This is a genomic window from Streptomyces sp. NPDC111802 (assembly GCF_055634335.1).
On record NZ_JBVKCZ010000057.1, the window covers coordinates 19799 to 41461 of the forward strand.

Below are 21663 nucleotides of genomic sequence, written 5' to 3' on the forward strand. Positions count from 1 at the left end.
AGGGTTACGCCGATACGTCGCGCAGCACCTCGTACGCGTACGCCGCGTCGAGCAGCGGGGGGACCACGGACGTACGGCGCGCCGGGGGCCGGGGCCTGGTGACCGCGTCCCGTACCGCTTCGGCGGAGGCGCCCGGGAAGAGGGACCACAGCAGCGCCACGGCCCCGGTGACGACGGGCGCGGCGGCACTGGTACCGGAGAGCCCACGGGGAAGTGCTGGTGCTGTCAGACCGTGGCGGCCGATCGCCCGGCCCAGCGTCGATGTGGGCAGAGGTCGGCCCCCGTCGTCACACGCGACCACGGGGATCACCCAGGGGTGGCGGGCGAGCGGGGGGCCGCCGAGTGCGCCGTCGTTACCTGCCGCGGCGACCACGACAACCCCGTGACGGTGGGCCAGTTCGACAGCGTCGAGCAGCATGCCGATACCGGGGTCGTCCGCGGGGCCCGCGGTCGGGAGGCGCTGGAGCGCCAGACTCAGATTGACCACGCGGGCACCGGCGGCGACGATATCCGCCAGCGCGTCGGCCAGGTCGACGGGCGCGGCGGGCGGGACGTCGACCCCGGGGACGGGACGTACGACGAAGGAACAGCCCGGACAGATACCGGGCGTGGGCGCAGTGGGCCGGGCGGCGAGCGACGAGACGACGAGCGTCCCATGGCCCGGAGGAGCCCCCGGGGCTCGGGCGGGGACCGGGGCGCCGACGAACCGAACGGACTGGAGTGCCAAATCTGGGTGGGCAGGGTCGACGACGGCTCCGTCGACCACACCGACCACGACGTCGGGGCGTCCGGCGGTGCGTGCCGTGAGGGCGGACAGATGGACCGTGTCCACGGCGCCGGTCAGACGATGCACTCGTAGTCGACCACCTTCCGTTCAGATTCCCACGAGTTCCCGTCGCAGTCCCGGCAGGTCTCAACCTGAATGGTTGCTCCATTTTCGTCGCAGTATTGCTTCGTGGTGCAATGCCAGACGCAGAGGCAGTTTTTCATGCAGCGGCTTCGGCACTTCTGGCACTGGGACGGGTTCCTCTTGCACGTATTGGCGCAGTCGACGTTGCACTCGTTCCTGCAGGTTAGGGGGTCGGGTTGGGCGGGGAAGACGCCGTAGGCGCCACGCACACTCGATTCGGCGGTGAATCCGGGAATGGTCACCGCGATCACCTCATCTCAGAGGCTTGGCCCGAGACGGGTCAGCAAATAGGGATTCATACGCCAGACTCAGATTGACCACGCGGGCACCGGCGGCGACGATATCCGCCAGCGCGTCGGCCAGGTCGGCGGGTGCGGCGGGCGGGGCGTCGACCCCGGGGACGGGACGTACGACGAAGGAACAGCCCGGACAGATACCGGGCGTGGGGGCGGTGGGCCGGGCGGCGAGCGACGAGACGACGAGCGTTCCATGGCCCGGGGGAGCGCCCGGGGCTCGGGCGGGGACGGGGGCGCCGACGAACCGTAGGGGCTGGAGGGCCAGATCCGGGTGGCCGGGGTCGACGGTTCCGTCGACCACACCGACCACGACGTCGGGGCGTCCGGCGGTGCGTGCCGTGAGGGCGGACAGATGGACCGTGTCCACGGCGCCGGTCAGACGATGCACTCGTAGTCGACCACCTTCCGTTCAGATTCCCACGAGTTCCCGTCGCAGTCCCGGCAGGTCTCAACCTGAATGGTTGCGCCATGTTCGTCGCAGTACCGCCTCGTGCTGCACTCGTAAAAGCACTGGCAGCTGTTCATGCAGCGGCTCCGGCACCTCTGGCACTGGGACGGGTTCCTCCTGCACGTATCGGCGCACTCGTGTTTGCACTCGAAATCGCAGGTGGCCCAGTCGGGTTGGGCGGGGAAGACGCCGTAGGCGCCGCGCACAGTCGATTCGGCGGTGAATCCGGGAATGGTCACCGCGATCACCTCATCTCAGAGGCTTGGCCCGAGACGGGTCAGCAAATAGGGATTCATATACTGGGTGGACACCAGCACGGAGTACCTCTCCAAGAGGTCGGTGGTGCGGCTGGTATAAGTCACCGTGAATCTCATGACGCCCTGGTCGCCGCCGACCGCCGCCGGGCGGACCTCGATCGAGGTCAACGCGTAGTCGTCGGCGAACGCTTCGAAGGTCTTCAGATACACGGCCTCATACCGGGAGGCTATGAAGTTCGCGGCGCGGGCCGGGGGCGTGGCGCCCGCGTTCTCCGTAATCTGGAGGATCTTGGTCAGCACTTCGTCGGCGGTCGCCCGGAAGCGTTTGGCCGTCATGCTGTCCGGTTTCTTGATCGCTTTGAACAGCGACGGGCGGTCGAAGGAGTAGAGCTGGTGGAACTCCAGGACCGGCAAGGTGAGTCCGGCGCAGGAGTCGGTCGCCGCGAGGGGGCCGCGCACCCCGACCACAACATCGAGATCGAGCGGGGTTGGAGCGGGCCGGACGGCCTCGATCAGCTTGTCGTAGTCGTCCGAGTAGCTCGGCACGACGTCGTACGTGTCCACGCCCTGGATCTGGAGGACGTACTGCATCTGCCGGGCCAAATAGCGGTTTTCGGGCCGGGAGAGCACCTTCCGCAAGACCTCGTCCGTCGTCAGCCCCTTGGTGTCCGTCGCCCCCATTGCCTGGGTGAACTCCTTCTCGACCCCGGGGTCGCGGAACCGGGCGCGGATCTGTCCGATGGCGAAGACGTAGGGATGGTGGTGCTCGTGGGGCTTCTCGGCGGCCGGTGGCGGAGTCGCCGCCTCGGGCGTGAGGGTGTCGTCGCTCATGAGTGGCTCCCGGTGTCCTGTCGGCCGCCCGCGTGCGTCAGCGGCGCCGCTTGGAGAAGGTGATCCATTCGTTCATCCGCCGGGCCCGGCGGGCACAGCCGCCGCACGGGGGTACGCCCACGGCGCTCGTCGCTCGGCCCACCAGGTCGCCGAGGCCGATTTCGTCCTCTCGGACGAACCCGGGGAGACGAATGTCGTGACGCCCTCGCCCGTCGCGCTTCTGGTGTTCGTCGTGCTCCCGTCCCATGTCGGGTGCTCCTGACGTCGACCCCCCTTGCCTTTTCATTGTCCGCCTTGCGACAACGCCCCGCATTCGGAGGGGAGGTGGGGCGCTGCCGGTGTCCGGTCGGGCCCGGGGTCGGCCGGAAGGGGACGTAGCCGACGAAGTCGAACGAGTAGTTGGCCCGGGCGCGACAACAGGCCTGCCCCAGGAAGCCGACCTATGATGAGTGCGGCGGTGAAACAGAGGCCTCGGCCTCGCGAACAGCGTGCAGGGACAGCAATGAATCCCTCCCCCTCACCTCCTCAGCACACCGACCTGCAGCTCCTCGGCCAGTTCCGCCTGGAGATCCAGGGCGAGCCGGTTCCATTGTGCGGCAACGCCCAGCGTCTACTGGCATTCGTCGGACTCCATCAGCGGGTCTGCCGCTCCGTGGTCGCGCAGACTTTGTGGCCGGACGCGACCGAGTCACACGCCCGCGGGAGCCTTCGGACTGCGCTGTGGCACCTGGGTAACGACGGCCACAAACTCGAACTCGTCCACTGTGCGCAGGAGTCGCTTGCCCTCGGCCACGGCGTGAGAGTGGACGCTCACACCCTCGCCCGGACCGCACTCGACCTCGTCCGGAACCACGATCCCCTCTATGCCGATCCCCCGCTGATAGGTCTTCTCGACCGGGGCGATTTACTGCCCGACTGGGACGACGACTGGGTCGTCCTGGAACGGGAATGGCTGCGCCGACTGCGCCTGCAAGCACTCGACACCCTGGCGGAAAGGCTTGCCCGGCACAACATGCCAGCCCTGGCCTTGGAGGCCGCACTGGCAAGCATCCGCATCGAACCGCTCCGCGAGAACCCGCATCGGGCGGCGGTCTCGGCACATCTCGCGGAGGGCAACATGATCGAAGCCCTCAGACACTACGAGGCGTTCCGGCACCTAATGCGCACGGAGCTCGGCGCTGAACCATCCCCCTGGTTTACACGGACGCTCCCTCCCAAACGGCGCTGACGACCCCCGGTGATGACGATGGGATGACGGCACGGACCGACGATCGAGGGCGGGAGACCCTTCCGGAAGGAGACCGACGGTGAACGCTGTTCAGTATGCCCGAGGCAACCAAATCGTCGAGTTGATGCAGCAGCCTACGGAGCAGCGGGACACCACGTGGCTGCACGAAGCGGTGCAACAGGCGATCCTCTTGGAACTCGCCACTCTCCCCCCGTATCTGTGCGGTATGTGGTCGATCGACGACACGAGTGTGAAGGCCAACCAGATCCGCATGGCACTGCGAAGAATCGTCTTCGACGAGATGTCGCATCTCGGTCTCGCATGCAACCTGCTCACCACGATCGGAGGTACTCCCCGCCTCACCGGCGAGACGCTGGTGCCGGCGTACCCAGGTCCACTACCCGGCGGGGTACGGCCCGAACTCACCGTCTTCCTGAGCGGACTGACGACGGACTCGGTGGAGATGTACGCGAAGATCGAGAAGCCCGACCACCCGGTCACGCTGGCCGCCCCAGCTACCTATACCTCGATCGGCGCCTTCTACACCGCGATCCTCAAGGCCTTCCACGCGAACCCCAAGCTCATCACCGGCAAGCGGCAGGTGGAAAGGGACATGGCGCACCACGGTTCGGGGAACAGTCTCGAGCGCCTCGAGACCCTCGGTGACGTCGAGTCGGCCATCGCGGTCATCAAGGAGCAGGGTGAGGGCACATCCACGTCACCCGAGAACCCGTACCCCGGCGAGCAGGGTGAACTTGCCCATCACTACGCCTTTTTGAAAGTCCTGGAGATCCTGCAGCCAGCCGAGCCGCCCCAGATCAAGACCCTGCCGATGGGTGTTGTGCCCCAGGGGGGATGGTCCCGGACGGCCCCTGGCGTGCCCGCTTCCGACCTCGACACGTTCAATCGCACCTACAGCGACATGTTGAGACTCCTCGAACAGGCCTGGCAGCAAGAACTTCCGGACCCCGCCGCTGACCTGCTGCAAGACGCGGTGGACAAGATGCGCGAGCTGCGAACACCCGCTCGGAATCTGATGAAGATTGCTCTCCCTGACGGCAGTGGAAAGAACTACGGACCGGAGTTCCGCTACGTGGCGCCGTGAAGCAGCCCACCTCTGAGAGACACGATGGCTCGCTCGGAATCATGCTCCCCTCCCTGCCTCCGACTGCTCGGCCAGTTCCGGCTGGTGTACGGCGGCGAGGCGGTGCATCTGTGCGGGAATGCGCAACGTCTCCTGGCCCTCCTGGGACTGCGCTCGAGCGTCAGCCGGACGCTCCTCGCGGGGACGCTGTGGCCGGAGGCGACCGAGGCGCACGCTCGGGGCAGCCTGCGTAGCACCCTGTGCAAGCTGCCACATGGTGACCGGGCGCTGGTCACGTGCGGCAGAAACACGATTTCGATCGTCGACTCCGTAACAGTGGATGCCCGTGAGCTCGCCGAGACGGCGCTGCGCCTGGTGCGCTCGTCCGGGGCACCGGGCGACGAGCCGGTGTCGACGGTCTTGTTCGGTGAGGGAGAACTGCTGCCTGGATGGGACGACGAGTGGGCGCTGTTCGAACGGGAACGGCTGCGGCAGTTGCGCCTGCACGCTCTCGACGCGCTGGCCCACCGCCTGGCTAGGGAGGGGCGGCCCGAGCTCGCCCTGGAGACCGCGCTGACGAGCGTGCGAGGCGAACCGCTGCGGGAGAGCGCGCACCGGGCAGTGGTCGCCGCGCACCTCGCCCAGGGCAATGTGAACGAGGCGGTGCGGCACTACCGAGCCTTTCACCAGGCGCTGCGCGAGCAACTCGGAGTCCCGCCCTCGCCGCAGTTCACCCGGATGCTGGGGCTGGTTGCCGGTGTCCGTCCGTCGGCCGGCGACCGCCCGGAGGACGCATCGCGGGGTGATGACGCTGGGGTGACATACGCCCTCTATCATCCATAAGTGGGACGTAATCGCCGACCACTGTTGCCGGGCGGTTTGCCCCACACTGCATCGTCCTTCGCGGCATGCCTTTGAGAGCAGGTGGACCTCCCATGACCGCTACCTACGTCGACGTCTCCGCGCCGTTCCGCATCATCGGACCGGACATGCCGGGCGAGCCGGCGGACGAGCGGGAGAAATTCGCGAACATCACCAAGGAACATCCCGAGAAGAACGCGGAAGCCCTCCAGCGGGCTTTTCTGCAGAGCAGGCTCCGCCTGGCGAGGACCGACCCGGACGAGGATCTCGAAGACCGCGAGCGTATGGCGTCCGCCCTTGCCGAGAGGTTCGAGCAGGACTTCGGCGTCACGGAAGAGCCAGTGCCGGTCCGTCTCGGCTACGGCTTCCTCTATGACATGACGTTCAAACGGTACTTCGCGACAGGCACCTCGCTGGGCTGGGACATCATCTGCCCCGACACCCCGGGGGGCAACGTCAGCGACTTCCTGTACGTGACGGCCATGAACCGCGCGGTCCGGGGGCTCGAAGCGTTCGTCGCCTACTTCGCGCAGAACCCGCCGACCTTCACCGTGTGGGACTGGGCACGGCCCGCTCCAACCCAATTGCAGGTGGACGTGCCCTTGGCGTTCATAGGCGAATACCGCAGGACTGTCGATTCGCATGGTCTGCCCCGACAGGTCATCAGTGTCACGAACACCACTGTGGAGTTGTCCACCGGGACATGGAGCAACATGGTTCACCTCTGGAACCATGTCCAAAAGCGTCACGACCTCATCTACCGGTTCGATTACGCAGCGACGTTGGCCCAGCAGACAGCGATGAGCACCTTTGGTAACTGGGGGCCTATCGTGGAGACCTGGCAGCCCTACTACTCAGGCACCAAACCGCTGGGGTCACTCGGCACCTCCACCTGCACGCGGGACCCCGGCGGCAACTGGGGCCCATGGGGGTTGCTTACGCCCAACCAAAGCAAGGTCCACGACGGCAACGTCGGCTTCCGCGTCGAATTCCTCGACCCCAACTACAACTTCGCGGTCAGGAGCTGATCCCGCAGGAGCCAGCCGACATGTCCTACCTTCCTCCCCGCACTTCAAGGGATGCTGACGGGACCGCGGCATCACCCGGGGAACCGGCGCGAGGACTTCTCCGCATGAATCGCGTCGCGCTCCCCGTGATGCCGCCGCCGAGCGGGCCTTCATCCAGGGCAGGATCGAGATGATCCGCACCGGTCCTCGCATGACGGACGCGGAGAAGGACCGCGCCATCGCCGAGTTCCAGCGCAACCTGCGGACGCTCGCAGCCCCCACAGCCGATGGCCCCGACGTCCGATGCAGGCCCCCCCAAACGTGTGCACCGCGCCGCCGACCAGGCCGAGATGAGCGCCCGAGCAGCCGCCGTACGAGCAGCGCCCAACACCTTCATCCAGCACGCCGCGCAACCAGTCCGCTAGACACCCCCACGCGTTGCCAGCACGGTGGATCGGGAGGGCGTGGCCGTTGCTGTGCCGCACCGTAGGGGGCCGGCCGTCAAAAAGCGGTACAGAAGGCGTACAGCGCGCGCTCAAAGTCCGTCCACGGCGACCTGCTCGTGGACCAGGCGGAGAAAGAGAAGCTGGCCGAACTGCGTGAACTGAGACTGATCGTGCGGCAGGCAGTCCTACGCTGGCCCATCCTCACCCCCTGCGACACCCAAGACCTTGCACCCCGCCTTGACGCCGCAGCCGACTGCACCAGCTGCCAAAACGCCATCGACGAGCCTTTGCGCGCCTTCTTTCAGGAGACGCCACCGCGGGACGGCATCCAGGCCTGAGGCAGTCGACCGGCGGGCTCCCGCCCCCTGGGGAACGGCTCCCGTCCGTGCCGTCCGGCGCTGCCGGAAACCCTGTGCACACACGCACGCGGGGCTGGGATCCTCGGTCACGCAGCCTCGAAAGACTGGGAGCCCGACTGTTGATCATTCTGGACACCAGCATCCTCCGAACGTTCAGCCCGGAGAGCAGCAGCGCTGACCTGCTGCTGGCGATTCGCAGGCTCGACGCCGAACGGGTCGCGGCACCGTGGATGGTATTGGAGGAACTCGCCGCGCAGCAGGCCATCAAGTACCGCGACAAGTACGACAAGGCAGCTCAGGCTCTTCAGAAGCTGTGTCACATCTCCTTCCCGCAGGCCACGGCGCCATGCAGCACGGTGATACTCGGGTTTGATCAGGGGGGTGCAGCCGGGGGAGCCGGCGTAGGGTCGCGCTCTGGCTGGCCGGCGTGACGGGCGAGCTCTGCTGCGATGCGATCGCTGCTCTTCAGGATTGCCGTCTTCGCTTCGGCTGAGGGCCAGACGGTCAGGAGGTAGCGCTCGATCGGGTCGGAGTCGGTGCCGTCGGGGTTGGTACCACGGCCGTGTGCGTGGACGCGGACGCGATACCAGCCGGGCCCTGCCGTGGCCAGGTTGGGCAGCTCCTCGGTGGGGCCGAGGTCGAGGGACTCGGCGAGCAGCTGGCCGGACTGGCACTGGGCACTGACCTCGACGATCTCCTCCCAGGTGGTGTCGTCGTCCGCCGGGGGCGGGGTGTCCCTTGCCTCGGCGGTGACCTGGACGTCGCCTGTACGGATGCCGGTGAGGATGATGGCGCCGTGCGACATGGGTGCGGCCAGGCCGTTGGACCAGTCGGCTGTGTCCACGGGGATGTCTCCGCCGTCCAGCACTCCGAAGGTTCCCTCTGCGACGAACAGTTGAGCGGGGCTCATCTGCGAGCCTTTCCTTACCGGGATGGTTGTGGCAGTCCGTGGCTGCCCAGGCTGCGATGGTACTGCGGTGTGCGGCCGGCCGACGGGCATCACGTGGGACGCGGTGGCCGCCGGCCGGCCGAGGTGAGCGGTTAGGAGATGCGGATCTGGAAGGGGTCGCCGTCCAGCATGCGCTCGCTGCGGAAGAACTGCGTGTTCAGGCCGCCCTGGGCATTGTTGTCAGATGCGTTGATCATGCAGGCGCTGGCTCCCTTGGGGCCGGTGCCCGTGGGGATGTTCGGCAGGCCGCAGCCGGAGTAGGTGCGAGGGGTTCCCCCGGCGCTCAGTCCCTGCTTGGACGTGGCGATGGGGTATTCGTCGCACGATTTGCCCTGGACGCTGGGGGCGTCTCCGCACGCCTTTTGGCGGTTGTCCCGATGATCTGGGCATCAGTGGTGCGCGTCAGAGGACGCTTGAAGGAGCTGCCCGGCAGGCCGGAGGTCTGAGCACGCTTGACGTGCGAGGCCAGGTCCGGGTAGCTGGACTGGGAGTACCACAGGATCGACGGATACCAGGGGACCACGCAGCCGACCTGAGGCCGGCCCGCTGTGGCGTTGTCGCAGCGGAACTCATTGAAGCTGACCGGCAGGAGCGCATCGTTGTAGCCGGGGGCCTGGAAGGTCAGTGTCCAGGTGCTTTTGCACTTGCCCTTCGTGCCGGCGGTGCGGATCGTGGTGTCGAAGAACGACTCTCCAAGCCGCCAGGAGTTCTTGGGCAGCAGCGGCTTGTTCGGGAACTTCGAACTGCTGACCTTGCATGCGCCGCCCTTCGAGGCCGAGCCCTTCACCGAGCCCCTGTTGAGGGCATCGCCCCAGCCGTCTTATGCGGCGACCTCGATCTGGTGGCCGATGGTCCCCAGTCCGGAGTCGCCGTAGCTGTAGCTGATGTACAGCAGCTTCGCCCGGCCGGTCTCGCGCCACACGCCGTTGATCTTCTGTTTGGTGGTGTATTCGACGCCGCCGTCCAGGCACACAGCCTTGCGGATCCCGACGACCTTGCCCTTGCTGTTCTCACACCACTGCGGAGGAGCCACCCCCGCTCGGGCCGTGTCTGCTGCCATGGCAGTCGCGTTCTGGGGTATCGAGCCAGCCGGAACCTGCTCCACGCAGGCCGCCCGGCGCTCCTCGTCGGGCTCCGAACACGCTTCTGCTGTGGAGGACATGGGCGACTGTCGGGGCTTGGCGTACGGCAGCACGGCATCAGGACCCGTGGCGGAGTCTGGCTCTTCCAGTCCGGAATCCTCATCTTCCAGCGCCTCGGACACCGGCGCAGGATCGCCTTCCTCCGACGGCGATTCGGACATCTCGTCATCCACGCCCTGCGAGGCTTCCTCTAACGACGATGCCGAATCGTCGGAGACGGGCGCAGGGTTCTCAGCCGCCTCAGCCGCCTCAGCCGCCTCAGCGGCAACGTCCGGCCCGGTTGGAGGCCCATCAGCTGCCTGCGCGGTGTTCAGGCCGCTGACAAGCAGTCCGAGTGCGACGACGCTTGCAGACAGCAGCTTCCTCGATCTCAAGTTGTTCCCCCTGTCGTTGGTCATACAGCGCGAACACGGCTTACCTACTGACGTGTTCACGCCGGGTCGACAGGGATCAAAACACACGGGTGTGACAACGCGCCTTCGAATAGAGCGGCCCACAGCCGGCCAGGATGGCGACGGCGAGGTCGCGCCCCGTGCGACGTCGGCAAGCGAGGGTTACCGCCGCGCGCTCGCCGCGCACCAGCGGGCCCGCCCCGTCAATCGCGTCGACCCGGCCATCGCGGAAGCGGTGGAGCGGCAGAACAAAGCGATGCGCGAACTCAGCCGCCGTGCCTTCCCCGACCTCGAGGTGGTCCCGGCCGATGCCCCAACTGCGATCGACACGGCACGCGCCCAGCGCCGCCGCCAAGCCGCTGCGGCGTACGGCATGAACGCGCAGGGGTCGTAAGTACCTGGCCCACGAAGCTCGTTGACCATGCCTGGTCCGTAACCGACGGGGAACGGAGCGGCGAGATACCGCAGGACCTTAGTGGTGGCGCCAGTGCTGGTGGACTTGCTGTACGTCGGCTTCAAGGACGTCACGCAGGTCGTCGTCGCCCGCGGGTACGTCCAGGCCCAGGGCGTCAGCGACCGTGCGGTACGACGTCGTCATGTCCGGGTCTCCCGAGGCAACGAGAGACGACAGGAGTGCCTGGTCGGCCGGAGTGCTTTCGTCGACGAGCGTCAGGACCTGGATTCGGTCCGCGAGGGTCATGCGCGGGAGCGCAGAGCCAAGCTGCTGTTCCAGGCGTGCCCAGGTGGTGGTCCTCTGTTCCCGGGCGGACTTCTTCAGGGCTCCTCGCACTGCGGCGGCCGCGGCCTGGAGGACGTCCGGCGCGAGTTCCCGGCGCGCTGGGTTAGGCCGGGCCTGTCTCGGAGTCCGGGACGCTTTCCTGATCCAGAACCGGACCTCGCGCCACTCCTCGGCGGACAGCCAGTCGTCGGCAACTTCGGCGACGGTCTCCAGCTCTCGTGCGAGCTCGCGCTGCTCGTCAGCGGAGAGATGGAAGCGCTGCTTGTCGAGGTGGTCAAGGATGAACCGGGCCCGGCGCAGGGCCGCACGGCGGTCCCGCCGTTCCTGGCGGGAGAGGTTCGGCGCTTTCGTCTGCTGTCTGCCTCGCTCCTTCTTCTTGGGCGCTGGCTGCGGCTTGGGCACTTCCTTCCGTGCCTGCGGCCCGGGTGCGTCATGCGTCCTGACACGTCCGCGCTGGGGGGACGGCGCGAGGAGTGGGTGGAGCACGGGCCGAGCCCCCGACCCGGCAGCCGGGAGGTGATCTTGCTGGCGGAGGAAGGCGCGGGCTGCGGTCACAATGCGCTGCTCGGCCGCACTGGCGCCGCGTCGGGTCAGGGCCGTGGCGGTCTGGAGCTGGGAGCGCACGTCCCAGGCCCGCTTCTCGGATACGGCCGCTTCGAGGTCGGCGAAGACCCGCTGTTGGTAGTCCTCGTGGCCGGTCAGCCAGGACCGGGCCTCGGCCAGGGCCTGCTCGGTTTCGGCGCGTGCTGCCGGGTGGAGGCTGTCGAGAAAGTCTCTGCTGCCGGCGCACAGCCGGCGTACGTGCTCAACAGTGCCTGAGCGCTGGGCGGCCTCAAGGCCGCGTCACTCGGTGAGGGGGACCCACTCTGTGGGATGAGCCAGGCTCTGGGTGCCGATCCACACCCGGCGGCTGGCGCCGTCGCTCTCCAACCGGACCCGGTACACGTACGGGCAACGGGAGAGCACCCCCGGCTCCGGTATGACGCCGGGGCCCAGGACGGGGGTGCGTCCGCCCGCCCAGTCCGGCTGCACCGAGCCGTCCATGTGGACCCGCAGCGCGACGCCGTCGTCGAGGTCGACGTCCAGCAGCGAGCCGATCGGGGGCGGAAAGGCGAAGCGGCCGGCCCGGCCGTAGTCGAGGAGCGAGTGGCACATCGCTGCCTTCACATATAGGTGGTCGGCGCTGGACTCACCGACCTTGGGCCGGCGGCAGGCGTGCGGTGCGCCGGGCTGCGGGTGGTGCTGGAAGTGGCACTGCCGGTCGACGTACAGCTTGTGCGCGAGCTGGGCTCCGCAGCCGCCGAGCAGGAGCCCGCACCAGAACGTGTCGTGGGTGTGCGCGTGGCGAAAGGCGTCCAGCTCGATGGCTTCGGTCGGCAGGACGACGGGCACGTCCGAGTGCTCGTCCCCGATCACTGCCGTCTGCACCAGCCGCGTGTCCCGCACGATGACGACCCCCAATCGTCGGTGCTCAACGATAGGTCTGCAGACGACGCAGTCGACAGGGGACGGCAGGACCGTCCGCCAACAACACGGTCTCGGACCGCTGTTGGAGCACTCGCGCGACGGTGGAAAGACGAAGGGGCACTGTCAGCGCCGGGGGAATGGAAACTGGGATGCCCCCAGACACCTGCCTTCGAAGACCTGCTGGCCCTGGTCCAGGACCGCTCCGCCGCACTGCGCTGCAGTGTCGCGGGCCCCCCGATCTGGATGTCCGCGTCCCCGGCTACCCCGACTGGTCGCTCCGCGACCTCGTTGAGCACGTCACCGAGGTGCACCGGTTCTGGGCGGCAGCGGTCGTGGCCGGTCCCAGCGAGAAGCCACCGACCGTTGCACCGGCCGATGACATGCTGTCAGCCGACCTACTGGCCCGTTCGGCCGCAGCCACCCAGGAATTGATCGCCGCCCTGCAAGCGGCAGGTCCCGCGGTGGACTGCTGGACCTGGTGGGGCGACTCCGACGTCCCGACGACGAGTGGTGCCGTGACGCACGCTCGCCGTCGCCGTCGCCGTCGTAGTGTCCGCGGCCTGCGCGGCGCTGGCGGCCGCCGTCGGGGCCCACCCGGAGCTGGTGATGTGGCCGCTTCTCACCCCGGTCAGCGTGCTGCTCGCTGCCGTCGACCTTGTGGCGCATCGGCTGCCCGACGTTCTCGCACTGCCGCTTGCCGCGGCGGCGCTCGTGCTGCTCGGTGGTGCCGCGTTGCTGCCCGGCGCGGGCGGCAGCTGGACGTCCGCGCTGCTCGGCTCCCTCCTTCTGGGAGCGTCCTGATCGGAACGTTCGCCGGGCACCTGCTCGGCGCGCTGTACGGCATCGGTCTTCTCGCCGTGGGGCGGGCCGGACGGGACAGCAGAATCCCGTTCGGCCCGTTCCTTCTCACGGGAGCACTCGCAGGAGTCCTGCTGGGCTCCTCCCTCTCCTGAACGAGACGCTCTCACCAGCCGCGTTGTGTCCGGAGACGATGTACGGGGCGGATACGGGTCATTGGCCGGTCGGTGCAGATCGGCTTTGCATTGGTAGCGTGCCAGGATGCTGATGAACGACATGGGCGATGACACCGACGCACGCATGGACGACCGCATGCGGTTCAACATCACGATCGGCATCGGCATGTTCAACGGACTGATGCTGCTCGCCGGCCTCTTTTCGTCCGTCCTGCCACGCCTATTGGGCGCAGTGCTCGTCGCCGTAGCCCTTGTTGGCGGCTGGCTGACCTTGCGGGGACATCGCCGCCGTGACGGCAAACTGGTGCTCATAGCCGGCGCCTGTCCGCTGGGCTTCCTCTTGGTACTCCTCGCTCTCGACAAGATCACCGAATCGTGAGCCGTTGATTGGCACATTCCGCCCCCTGACATGAGCTCTCGCACAGCTTCACAAGGAGCGGTGGTTCCAAATGCGCTGCGCGTGCCCGGGAGTTGGTGAGGGACGTGCGGCCGCGGCAAGCCCTGATTTAGGGGGCGGGCTCGTACGTCACCGTCTCCTGGGGACAGCCTGCCGCCGCGCCTTCCAGGGCGGCGAGCTCAACGTCGTCGACGGCCAGGCCCCAGTGGAGCTTGGTGCCCACGCACTCGCGATATACCGGCAGTGCACGTCGGCGGCGGGCAGCAGCCACTGCGCGGGGTCTTGGTCGGCTTTGCTGCGGTTGGAGCGTGCGGTGACGGCGACGAGCGAGGCCTCGGCGCCCTGGTCGTTGGCGTACGCCTCCCGGCGCTGTGGGGTCCAGGCTGAGGCGCCGCTGTCCCAGGCTTCGGCGAGGGGCACCATGTGGTCGATGTCGAGACTGCCCGCGGATGTCACGACGGTGGCGTCGTAGTACGACCACCAGCTGCCGCCGGTCAGACGGCAGCCGGCGCCGATGGTGGGTGGGTCGAGCGCTTCGTGGAGGAGGACTTCGGCGCGGGTGTTGCAGCCGTCGGCCGGGTCGTCGCCGGTGTTCCAGTGGCGGAACTTGTTCCGGTCGTAGCCGTCGCGGGACTCCGTGGCCACGGGCAGACCAGCGACAGCATCGGTCAGGGGGAGAGTCTGTGCGGCGTGGGCAGGCGATGAGACGGTGACCGGCAGGACGGCGAGAGCAGCGGCAGCGAGGCCGCGCAGGACAGCATTGACCATGCGCCGTTGATAGCCCGGATGAAGGGGGCGTGATCAGCGGTTCATCCAGTGCGCCGCCCGTGTGAGTGGAAAGGTCATACCGGAGAAACGGAACGCCCTGCCGCCCCCCAGACCACCAGGGTTCAGACGCTGAACCGGGCTACCTCGCCGGGGGAGAGAGACCTTGAGGCGGGTGCGGTGCCGGCGTGTGGGGTGGCGCCTCGGCCGGCGCTGTCCCGGCGACGTCGACGTCGACTTCCACGATCAGGGCGGACCCCGATCTGACCGCGGGGCTGACTTTGCTGCCGCTGACGGTATCCACGGCTGGTCAGCCGGTCACCGGGTCTGGCTCTTCTCCGCTTCGTGCGCCGAACCGGGTTGCCGGCGCAGGTCCAGGAAGCAGCGCAGCCGCACGCCCGGCTCGCCGGGATCCCGCGTCGTTCGGTCAGCCGGCGCGATTGCCCACCGTTCGGCGAGCAGCTCCTGGATCGCGAAGGCGGTCTCGTCGTTGGCGGCCGCGACCTCGACTACAGCCAGCCCTGGCTCTGCCACATGTGCTTCATTGATCGGCCCCATGGACGGCACCACGCGCTGGTGGCTTGGGTGGTTCTGCGATGGGGAGGGCTTCACCCGACCGAGGCCCCCGGGCGATCTGATGCTCGGGATGTGGTGTAGGTCGGCTGCAGGTGACCCGTTCCGGCCGGGAGGGGCGCGGGTCTGTGGGTTGCTGCTGCCTCCACCATGGGACCCGCGGGAGCCGCTCCGTGCCTCCACGCGGGCCCACACACCGACAGACCTCACCACCTCAGCTGAGACGTCACCACGAACCACCACGACCGTTGTCGCTGCCGCTGGTGTCGTAGCCACTGCTACCGGTGTCGTAGTTGCTGCTGGTGTCGTAGCGGGCGGCACCGGATGAATCCACTGGCGCGGCAGCAGAATCCACCACCGGCTGCCCTGAAGGCGCAGACTCAACCGGCGCAGCAGGCGCCTCAGAAGCAGCGGGGGCTGGAGCAGGAGCCTCAACAGCAGGAGCGGCAGCCTCAGCTGGCGGCGCGGCCGACGCAAGAGCAGACTCCCCGGTTCCGCCACCCTGACCGACCAGTCCCGCCCAGTCCGTTGTACCCGTCCAACCACCACCAGCAGCAGCATCAGCCTGGGAGGCAGCAGTCGGCGCTGCATCCGTACCTGCGGACGTATCCGCGGCCGGCGCCATCGACATGCCCGTCCCCGGAGCCGAGGCAGCAGCGGACCCAGCAGGAGCCCCAAGCCCCGCAAGAGGAGCAACCTTCTCGGACACCGCACCCTTCACACCAGAATCACCCGCAGACAGCCCACCACCAGACAGCTGCTGACCCCACTGATCCGCAGCAGAGGCCGTCGGAGCCGCAGCCTGAGAGGCCCCAGGTACATTCGACGGATCCTTCAAAAGGTCAGCCCAGTTCGTCTGGCCACCCGGCTGCCAACCCCCAGCCGCCGCAGCGCCAGCCGATGAAACAGCACCCTGCTGATCCTGCTGCCCAGCCGCAGGCGTCGAAGGCAGGATCTGCTGCTGAGTGCCCTGGGCAGCCTGCTGCCACACGTCGGTCGCAGGCGCAGCCGACGGGTTGGCGGAACCGGAAAGGCTGGACGTGTCCGCAGGCTTGGCGGCCGCTGGCTCGGTGGTCCCACCGGCGGAAGTACCCCCCAGCCCCTGCTGGCCAGCCGCGGCCGCCTGCCGAGTCTGTGCCTGCTGACCCTCGTGCTGCTGCGTGCCGGACGCGTTCGGGTCGTAGGTCCACCTGCCGCCTCCCTCCTTGTTACTGGTAAAGGTCCAGTGAGGGTCCTTCGCACCCGTGTACTCATAATGGTCGCCAGTCCAGGTGAAATCGCTGGACGAACCCTGAGCGCGGGAAGAAGCACCAGCCGCGCCCTGCCCACCAGCACCACCGTCAGAACCGCCTAGCCGCGAACCAGACTGCTGCAGGTCACCTTCCGGCCGCGAACTGGCCTGCGTGACCTGCCGGGACAGGGCCCGCTGCCCGACAGGATCCGGAGCCAACAGATTTTCCTGCTCGCCAGTCGGGTTGTACGACCCCAGGATGGGCTTTCTATCACTGTCCGTCCCGATCTTCTGCTGGGTGACTGATTCGCCCGGGTGATCTTTTTGCCACATATCCAGATACTCGCCCGTGTGCGTTCTCGGATCGAAGACATGTGGGCCATATCTGCTGGTATAAGAGATGTAGGGCTTTTGGGGATCCGGAACGAAGGGCTTAGCGTTGCCCGTGCTTCCGCTCGGGCTGCCTGAGTTGCTACTGGTGTGTCCATCACTCGCACTCCCTGGCCAGTAAAGAATAGCGGTAGTGCCGTTTGATGCCTGATACCGCTCCCCGGTCTTCTTGTTGGTGTAGGTGCTGGTACTCGTGTCGATATTCCAGTTATCCGGATGATCCCAAATATCGCCCGGAAGCCAAGGTCGCAATTCGGCACCCTCCCCAGAGTTGTCGCTACTGTAGGGACCTGGCTTTCCAAGATGGCCATGGTTGAATTCGTTCGCCTTGACAGCCTCGTTATGAGAGGGTCCTGTTGACAGCCCGGTATAACCCGCGTTCATGGTTTCTCTTTCATGAACCGTCTCGACGGAGTGGTGCAAATGCAACGCATGGCCAGTCTCATGGGCGGTTACACCAGCCACCTGACCCTCTTCAATCGAATTGTCAAGCTTCGCTACAATGCAACCCTCCAGCGCTGGCGGGAGACAACTCCTCACAAAAGGAGCCCGGCCTAACACATCGCCGTCTCTCTCCGGGTTGAGAGTGGCCATTTGTATCTGGTATCCAACCGGCTCCCCCGACCTGGCCAGCTGAAAGAGGCGGGGATTGTTCTCGGCTTGATTCCACGTGCTGAGCCCCTTCTGTACACCGCTGAAAATATTTGGAGGAAGGCCCGGGGCGTTCCATACGATGGTGCTTGCGCCAGGCTTTTTGACTGTGAACGGGATGTTCACATCTGGATTAAGGGGGACCGGATTGACGACGGCCGAACTGGCGGTGGCAGCAGCTACTTGTATACCACCGGTGACGGCCAGAGTCGCAGCTGTTGCGGTAAGAAGGCGTTTCTTCTTCAGGCTGACCGCGGGCTTGTCCATGCGGTGTCGGCCACGCTGGTTCTTCGAGATGGTCATTTTTCTACCCTTCCTAGGAGGCTGCTCGCGTGGAGAGGTGCTGATGCGGAAGGAATCCATTCCCTCCATGACCCCTACCTAGCGGAGTCTTTGCCAAGTGCACAGACGTGCTCCGCTTTCCGTGGGCCCTCGACCGGAAACCGTATGCTCCATGCCCATTAAGAACCGCGAGCGGCACACTCTGTTATGTGCCGAAAGTATTCACCCGGCAATCACCGATAAGCCGAAAGAAGCCAGCACATACAACTTTGGTCGCAGCCTGTCATCCGAAAAGTTCCGCCTCCCGCCTCGATCGTTCACCGCAGCGACCGGTTGATCTTGCGCCCGTGATGTCCCGTTCGTTCTTCCCGGTGTGCTTGGCCGGGTAGGCATGGGCGTCGACCGTCGCGTCGGTGGCGCCGGGTTCCACGCTCCGGGAACTGCGGACTGGCCTCCTTTCAGGGTGAGTTGTGGTGATTCCAGCTGGTCAGGTGGGGGCCAGTAGGCGGCGGAACGCCGTGAGGCGCTGATGCTCCTGACTTGTTCAATAGAGCTCAGACGCTCGGTCTGCAGCCGTAGCGTCCAGGGTGCCGGTCGGCACGGGCCCGGATGCTCCTTGCCGCCGTCTGGCTGGCTCTTCCATAGCCGCCGCCGGCCGGCACCCGCGCGGTGTGGCTTGACAGAGGCATGAACGTGACTGGGCTTGAAGTCAGGGTGCCCACCGCGCTCCGTTCCCTGTCGCATCGAGTGCAGGGTCGGCTGCCTGTGATCCTCATTGGTATTGATCCCCACCAGTTGTCCCACACCGCCGTCGCTGTCGATCTCACGGGCCACGACGTGGCCCGGCGCCGGTTCGTCGTCAATGCCGGCACCATCCGCCTGCTGATGCGCTGGTGCGAGCAGTGGCCCGAGCGCCGCTTCGCCATCGAGGGCGCCCGCGGCCTGGGCCGAACCCTCGCCCAGCAGCTGGCCGCCGCGGGCGAGAACGTAGTCGACGTGCCATCCACCCTGTCGGCACGGGCCCGGCTGCTGGCTACTGGCGGCGACCGCAAGAACGACGCCAACGACGCCCGCCACGTTGCTCAAGTCGCCCTGTTCCGCCAGGACTTGCGGCCGGTCGAACCCGAAGACCAGACGACGATCCTGCGGCTGCTGACCGAACGGCACGACGACCTGGTCCACGAACGCACCCGCGCCCTGAACCGGCTCCACGCCGTGCTGCGCGACCTGCTGCCCGGAGGTGCCCCCACGGGGCTGTCCGCCGACAAGGCCGCCGCCGCCATGAAGGGCATCCGCCCCCTGGCCGCCACCGATGCCTGCCGCCGGGACATAGCCCGCGACCTGCTCACCGACCTGCGCCGCCTGGACCGGCAGGTCAAGGACAACGAAGCCGAGATGCGCGACGCCCTCGCCGCAACCCGCACCACGCTCACCACCCTGGCGGGCCTGGGCACCGTCCTGGCCGCCAAGGTCATCGGCCACGTCGGCGACAGCCGGTTCCCCACCGAGCACCACTTCGCCAGCTACACCGGCAGCGCACCCGTGGACGCCTCCAGCGGCAACAACGTCCGCCACCGGCTCAACACCGGCGGCAACCGCGCGCTCAACTCGGTCCTGCACGTCATCGCCGTCTGCCAGGTCCGCGACGGCGGCCGCGGACAGGACTACTACCTGCGCAAGATCGCAGAAGGAAAGACCCCGGCGGAGGCCCGCCGAGCCCTGAAACGACGGCTGTCCAACGTGGTCTACCGGATCATGAAACGCGATCAACGGACCCACCTCGCCCAGGCCGCTTGACACACAGAGGCGCTATGGATGTCAAATAGTGGCTTCTGCGGGGCCTGATGGTCAGGTGCCTGCCTTGTTAGGACGATGAGCCGGTAGATCTCTCGTGCGGTGTATCGCTTCAGGCAGCGGATGGTCTCGCGTTCTGCACACCGGTGATCTTCACGAAGACCTCGTCGAGGTGTCACTTCTCACCCGGCTGCGGGCGGCGCCGGCGTAAGGCGGCTGCGTAGGCGGGGCCGAACCGGCGCGTCCACTGGTGGACCGTCTCATACGTCACCTCGATGCCGCGCTCGAGCATCAACTCCTCGACGTCGCGCAGGCTCAGGCTGAACCGGTGGTACAGCCACACGCAGTGGGAGATGATCTCCGGCGGGAAGCGGAAGCCCCGGTACGACGGCGTGTCCACGCCCAGCCCCTCCAGCAATCCGACCAGACAGATGATCATGTCACCAAAGAGAGCTCCCGCTCAACCTGATAACGCCTGTCCAGGACATTGCCGTTCTGTCCACCGCGCGCCACAGATAGTGGATCTTCCCGTTGATCTTGATGAAGACCTCATCCATCTGCCACCTGTTCCCCCGGCCGCGGGCGACGTCGGCGCAACCCGTCGGCCCCCCGCTCCAGCAGGAGTTCCTCGACCTCGCGGAAGGAGGGGAAACCGGAAGCAGCCACACCGCGTGCGCGATGACCTCCACCGACTAGGGGACCGCCGGTACGAGATCGTCTCACGGAGGCCCGCGCTCAAGTTGACGGTGCTGGCTCTGGAGTCCCTGCAGTTCACACGTTCATGCCTCTGTCGAGCCGCACCGCGCGGGTGCCGGTCGGCGACGGCACGCTAATCATGAGCCAGCCCCGAAGGGCGTCAAGGAGCTACGCGAGCCAGTGCCGACCGGCGCCCTGGACGCTACGGCTCAGACCGGGCGTCTGGTGTCGATCCAACAGTCAGGTGCTGCGGGCCCCCGCGAGTGCATCGCTGAGTAGGACCCCGTCTCGCGGTCGTCCGGATGCACGTGCACATCGAACGGGCGGAGGAACCCGTGGCCCGGATCTGGGCGAGGACGGGCATTGGCAAGACCCACCACCACACCGTGTGCCCGACGCTGAGGGCAAGCGGCTGCTGTCTCGGGGGGTGCTGAACGACGAGCCCGAGTTGCTGGCCCTGCTCGCCGACGTGCTGGCCCTGGACGAGGACGTCGATTGGGCGGTTTACGTCGCCGACGGCATGGCCACCCTCGGGATCAACATTTTCCTCAACCACGGCCAGCAGCTCGTTCGTCTACATACCCGGTCTGGCGGTGAACCGGGGCCTCGGCCGGTTACAGGGGCCCGGCAAGACCGACGCCAAGGACGCGACCGTCATCGCCGATCAGGCCAGGATGCGCCGGGACCTGACTACCCTGCGGCCGGAGGAAGATCAGGTCGTCGAGCTGTGGGTGCTCACCAATCGCCGGGCCGATATCGTGACCGACCGCACCCGGAAGATCAACCGCCTGCGCGGTCAACTCGCCAGATCTTCCCCGCCTTGGAGCGTGCCCTGGAACTGGGCAATCTCAGCCCAGTGCTCCTGCTTCGCGGCTACCAGACCCCGGTCGGGCTACGCTGGATCGGCCGCAAACGGCTGGAAGCATGGTTGCGCAACCGCAAGGGCCGCGGCGCCGAAGCCCTGGCTGCAGCCGCGCTGGAAGCGGCCGCACGCCAGCACACAGCCCTGCCCGGGGAGACGGTCACTGCGCGGGTGGTCCGGGCCCTGGCGAAGGGGCCGCCTGTGGCTGTCGTGGTGGCTGCAGGGCCGGCCGCGTACTTCCGCAATGGGCATTCCAGTCGGAAGTTCCACGCGGTGGACCGTTACATCCACGCGCGGCTGACGCTCTTCGCCAGCCGTGAACATGGCCGTACGGTCCCGTAACTGGGCCACCCCGCTACAACGGTGGGCGGCTGACACGGCTCGGGGTCTTCCGCCTCAGCGGGAACGTGCACTGGGTAACGGCGCATGTCAGCCGGTGAACGATGTCCGAAAGTCCATCGCGAGAACCGCATGCACGGATTGAAGCGGCGGGGCTGGAAACGGAGCGTGGCACGCCACCGCGCCAGTTCCCGGACCTACTGATCTTTATCCCAGCGCTTGACGGTCACTCCAGCAATGCCAGCTTTGTTCCGGCGAGGAATCCACGCAGGAGATGCGGTGCCTTCTTGATC

At 67.1% G+C, this 21663-nt stretch carries 22 protein-coding genes and 6 pseudogenes; 13 read left to right on the top strand and 15 right to left on the bottom strand.

The window, feature by feature from the left end; all coding sequences use genetic code 11:
• Positions 1-4: 4 nt before the first annotated feature.
• From ACZ7NC_RS39245 to ACZ7NC_RS39260, 4 genes are all read right to left on the bottom strand, one after another.
• Positions 5-853, bottom strand: a complete 849-nt coding sequence (locus ACZ7NC_RS39245; RefSeq protein ID WP_471495945.1) for a S8 family serine peptidase — start codon at positions 851-853, stop codon at positions 5-7.
• Between the two features lie 309 nt (positions 854-1162).
• A complete protein-coding gene (locus tag ACZ7NC_RS39250; RefSeq protein WP_471495947.1) occupies positions 1163-1594 on the bottom strand; it encodes a S8 family serine peptidase in 432 nt (143 codons plus the stop codon).
• A 314-nt stretch (positions 1595-1908) separates the two neighbouring features.
• Positions 1909-2742 (bottom strand): cyanobactin maturation protease PatG family protein, encoded by an 834-nt coding sequence (locus ACZ7NC_RS39255; protein WP_471495949.1) that lies wholly within the window; start codon positions 2740-2742, stop codon positions 1909-1911.
• Positions 2743-2779: 37 nt separating this feature from the next.
• Positions 2780-2989: a hypothetical protein gene (locus tag ACZ7NC_RS39260; RefSeq protein WP_471495951.1), complete on the bottom strand. Its 210-nt coding sequence runs from the start codon at positions 2987-2989 to the stop codon at positions 2780-2782.
• A 255-nt stretch (positions 2990-3244) separates the two neighbouring features.
• On the opposite strand from ACZ7NC_RS39260, the gene ACZ7NC_RS39265 reads away from it, so the two are divergent.
• The 6 genes from ACZ7NC_RS39265 to ACZ7NC_RS39290 all read left to right on the top strand — a co-directional run bounded on the left by ACZ7NC_RS39265 (position 3245) and on the right by ACZ7NC_RS39290 (position 8158).
• Positions 3245-3970 (top strand): AfsR/SARP family transcriptional regulator, encoded by a 726-nt coding sequence (locus ACZ7NC_RS39265; RefSeq protein WP_471495953.1) that lies wholly within the window; start codon positions 3245-3247, stop codon positions 3968-3970.
• A gap of 79 nt (positions 3971-4049) precedes the next feature.
• On the top strand, positions 4050-5075 hold the full coding sequence (locus ACZ7NC_RS39270) for a ferritin-like domain-containing protein (RefSeq protein ID WP_471495955.1): 1026 nt from the start codon (positions 4050-4052) through the stop codon (positions 5073-5075).
• Positions 5076-5390: 315 nt separating this feature from the next.
• Positions 5391-5897 carry an AfsR/SARP family transcriptional regulator gene (locus tag ACZ7NC_RS39275; RefSeq protein WP_471495957.1) on the top strand — a complete coding sequence of 169 codons (507 nt, stop codon included), beginning with the start codon at positions 5391-5393 and terminating at the stop codon, positions 5895-5897.
• Positions 5898-5989: 92 nt separating this feature from the next.
• Positions 5990-6943: a hypothetical protein gene (locus ACZ7NC_RS39280; protein WP_471495959.1), complete on the top strand. Its 954-nt coding sequence runs from the start codon at positions 5990-5992 to the stop codon at positions 6941-6943.
• 541 nt (positions 6944-7484) lie between these two features.
• Positions 7485-7706 (top strand): hypothetical protein, encoded by a 222-nt coding sequence (locus tag ACZ7NC_RS39285; RefSeq protein WP_471495961.1) that lies wholly within the window; start codon positions 7485-7487, stop codon positions 7704-7706.
• A 140-nt stretch (positions 7707-7846) separates the two neighbouring features.
• Entirely contained in the window at positions 7847-8158 is a 312-nt protein-coding gene (locus ACZ7NC_RS39290; RefSeq protein WP_471495963.1) for a hypothetical protein, read from the top strand.
• Here ACZ7NC_RS39290 and ACZ7NC_RS39295 read toward each other — a convergent pair.
• The 4 genes from ACZ7NC_RS39295 to ACZ7NC_RS39310 form a co-directional block, all read right to left on the bottom strand.
• Entirely contained in the window at positions 8101-8637 is a 537-nt protein-coding gene (locus tag ACZ7NC_RS39295) for a hypothetical protein (protein WP_471495965.1), read from the bottom strand. The two genes, ACZ7NC_RS39290 and ACZ7NC_RS39295, sit on opposite strands and share 58 nt — an antisense overlap.
• Before the next feature lie 131 nt (positions 8638-8768).
• The gene (locus ACZ7NC_RS39300; RefSeq protein WP_471495993.1) at positions 8769-8984 is read right to left on the bottom strand and encodes a hypothetical protein; all 216 of its coding nucleotides are present in this window, start codon (positions 8982-8984) and stop codon (positions 8769-8771) included.
• Positions 8960-9463, bottom strand: a complete 504-nt coding sequence (locus ACZ7NC_RS39305; RefSeq protein WP_471495968.1) for a hypothetical protein — start codon at positions 9461-9463, stop codon at positions 8960-8962. Before ACZ7NC_RS39305 ends, ACZ7NC_RS39300 begins: the two co-directional genes overlap by 25 nt.
• A gap of 33 nt (positions 9464-9496) precedes the next feature.
• Positions 9497-10216, bottom strand: a complete 720-nt coding sequence (locus ACZ7NC_RS39310; RefSeq protein ID WP_471495970.1) for a hypothetical protein — start codon at positions 10214-10216, stop codon at positions 9497-9499.
• 67 nt (positions 10217-10283) lie between these two features.
• On the opposite strand from ACZ7NC_RS39310, the gene ACZ7NC_RS39315 reads away from it, so the two are divergent.
• Complete coding sequence (locus tag ACZ7NC_RS39315) at positions 10284-10604, top strand: hypothetical protein (RefSeq protein ID WP_471495973.1); 321 nt, start codon at positions 10284-10286, stop codon at positions 10602-10604.
• Positions 10605-10682: 78 nt separating this feature from the next.
• On the opposite strand, the gene ACZ7NC_RS39320 is transcribed toward ACZ7NC_RS39315, so the two are convergent.
• On the bottom strand, positions 10683-11351 hold the full coding sequence (locus ACZ7NC_RS39320) for a hypothetical protein (RefSeq protein ID WP_471495975.1): 669 nt from the start codon (positions 11349-11351) through the stop codon (positions 10683-10685).
• 120 nt (positions 11352-11471) lie between these two features.
• Between ACZ7NC_RS39320 and ACZ7NC_RS39325 the strand changes: the two genes are divergently transcribed.
• Positions 11472-11768 (top strand): hypothetical protein, encoded by a 297-nt coding sequence (locus tag ACZ7NC_RS39325; protein WP_471495977.1) that lies wholly within the window; start codon positions 11472-11474, stop codon positions 11766-11768.
• 24 nt (positions 11769-11792) lie between these two features.
• Here ACZ7NC_RS39325 and ACZ7NC_RS39330 read toward each other — a convergent pair whose 3' ends face one another.
• Positions 11793-12395, bottom strand: coding sequence for a hypothetical protein (locus tag ACZ7NC_RS39330; protein ID WP_471495979.1), 603 nt, complete (start codon positions 12393-12395; stop codon positions 11793-11795).
• Positions 12396-12565: 170 nt separating this feature from the next.
• Here ACZ7NC_RS39330 and ACZ7NC_RS39335 point away from each other — a divergent pair.
• From ACZ7NC_RS39335 to ACZ7NC_RS39345, 3 genes and pseudogenes are all read left to right on the top strand, one after another.
• A pseudogene (locus ACZ7NC_RS39335) lies at positions 12566-12889 on the top strand (maleylpyruvate isomerase N-terminal domain-containing protein); the annotation flags it as partial.
• Positions 12890-12947: 58 nt separating this feature from the next.
• Positions 12948-13369: pseudogene (locus ACZ7NC_RS39340) on the top strand (prepilin peptidase); the annotation flags it as partial.
• Between the two features lie 106 nt (positions 13370-13475).
• The gene (locus tag ACZ7NC_RS39345; RefSeq protein ID WP_471495981.1) at positions 13476-13769 is read left to right on the top strand and encodes a hypothetical protein; all 294 of its coding nucleotides are present in this window, start codon (positions 13476-13478) and stop codon (positions 13767-13769) included.
• 127 nt (positions 13770-13896) lie between these two features.
• On the opposite strand, the pseudogene ACZ7NC_RS39350 reads toward ACZ7NC_RS39345, so the two are convergent.
• The 3 genes and pseudogenes from ACZ7NC_RS39350 to ACZ7NC_RS39360 all read right to left on the bottom strand — a co-directional run bounded on the left by ACZ7NC_RS39350 (position 13897) and on the right by ACZ7NC_RS39360 (position 17700).
• A pseudogene (locus ACZ7NC_RS39350) lies at positions 13897-14555 on the bottom strand (HNH endonuclease family protein).
• Between the two features lie 315 nt (positions 14556-14870).
• Complete coding sequence (locus tag ACZ7NC_RS39355) at positions 14871-15110, bottom strand: DUF6207 family protein (protein ID WP_471495984.1); 240 nt, start codon at positions 15108-15110, stop codon at positions 14871-14873.
• A gap of 241 nt (positions 15111-15351) precedes the next feature.
• The gene (locus ACZ7NC_RS39360; protein ID WP_471495986.1) at positions 15352-17700 is read right to left on the bottom strand and encodes a zinc metalloprotease; all 2349 of its coding nucleotides are present in this window, start codon (positions 17698-17700) and stop codon (positions 15352-15354) included.
• A 744-nt stretch (positions 17701-18444) separates the two neighbouring features.
• On the opposite strand from ACZ7NC_RS39360, the gene ACZ7NC_RS39365 reads away from it, so the two are divergent.
• Positions 18445-19476, top strand: coding sequence for an IS110 family RNA-guided transposase (locus ACZ7NC_RS39365; RefSeq protein WP_471495989.1), 1032 nt, complete (start codon positions 18445-18447; stop codon positions 19474-19476).
• Between the two features lie 175 nt (positions 19477-19651).
• Here the strand turns inward: ACZ7NC_RS39365 and ACZ7NC_RS39370 are convergent.
• A pseudogene (locus tag ACZ7NC_RS39370) lies at positions 19652-19912 on the bottom strand (hypothetical protein); the annotation flags it as partial.
• 55 nt (positions 19913-19967) lie between these two features.
• A pseudogene (locus ACZ7NC_RS39375) lies at positions 19968-20162 on the bottom strand (DDE-type integrase/transposase/recombinase); the annotation flags it as partial.
• 342 nt (positions 20163-20504) lie between these two features.
• Here ACZ7NC_RS39375 and ACZ7NC_RS39380 point away from each other — a divergent pair.
• Positions 20505-21223 (top strand): annotated as a pseudogene (locus ACZ7NC_RS39380) (IS110 family transposase); the annotation flags it as partial.
• Positions 21224-21663: the final 440 nt, after the last annotated feature.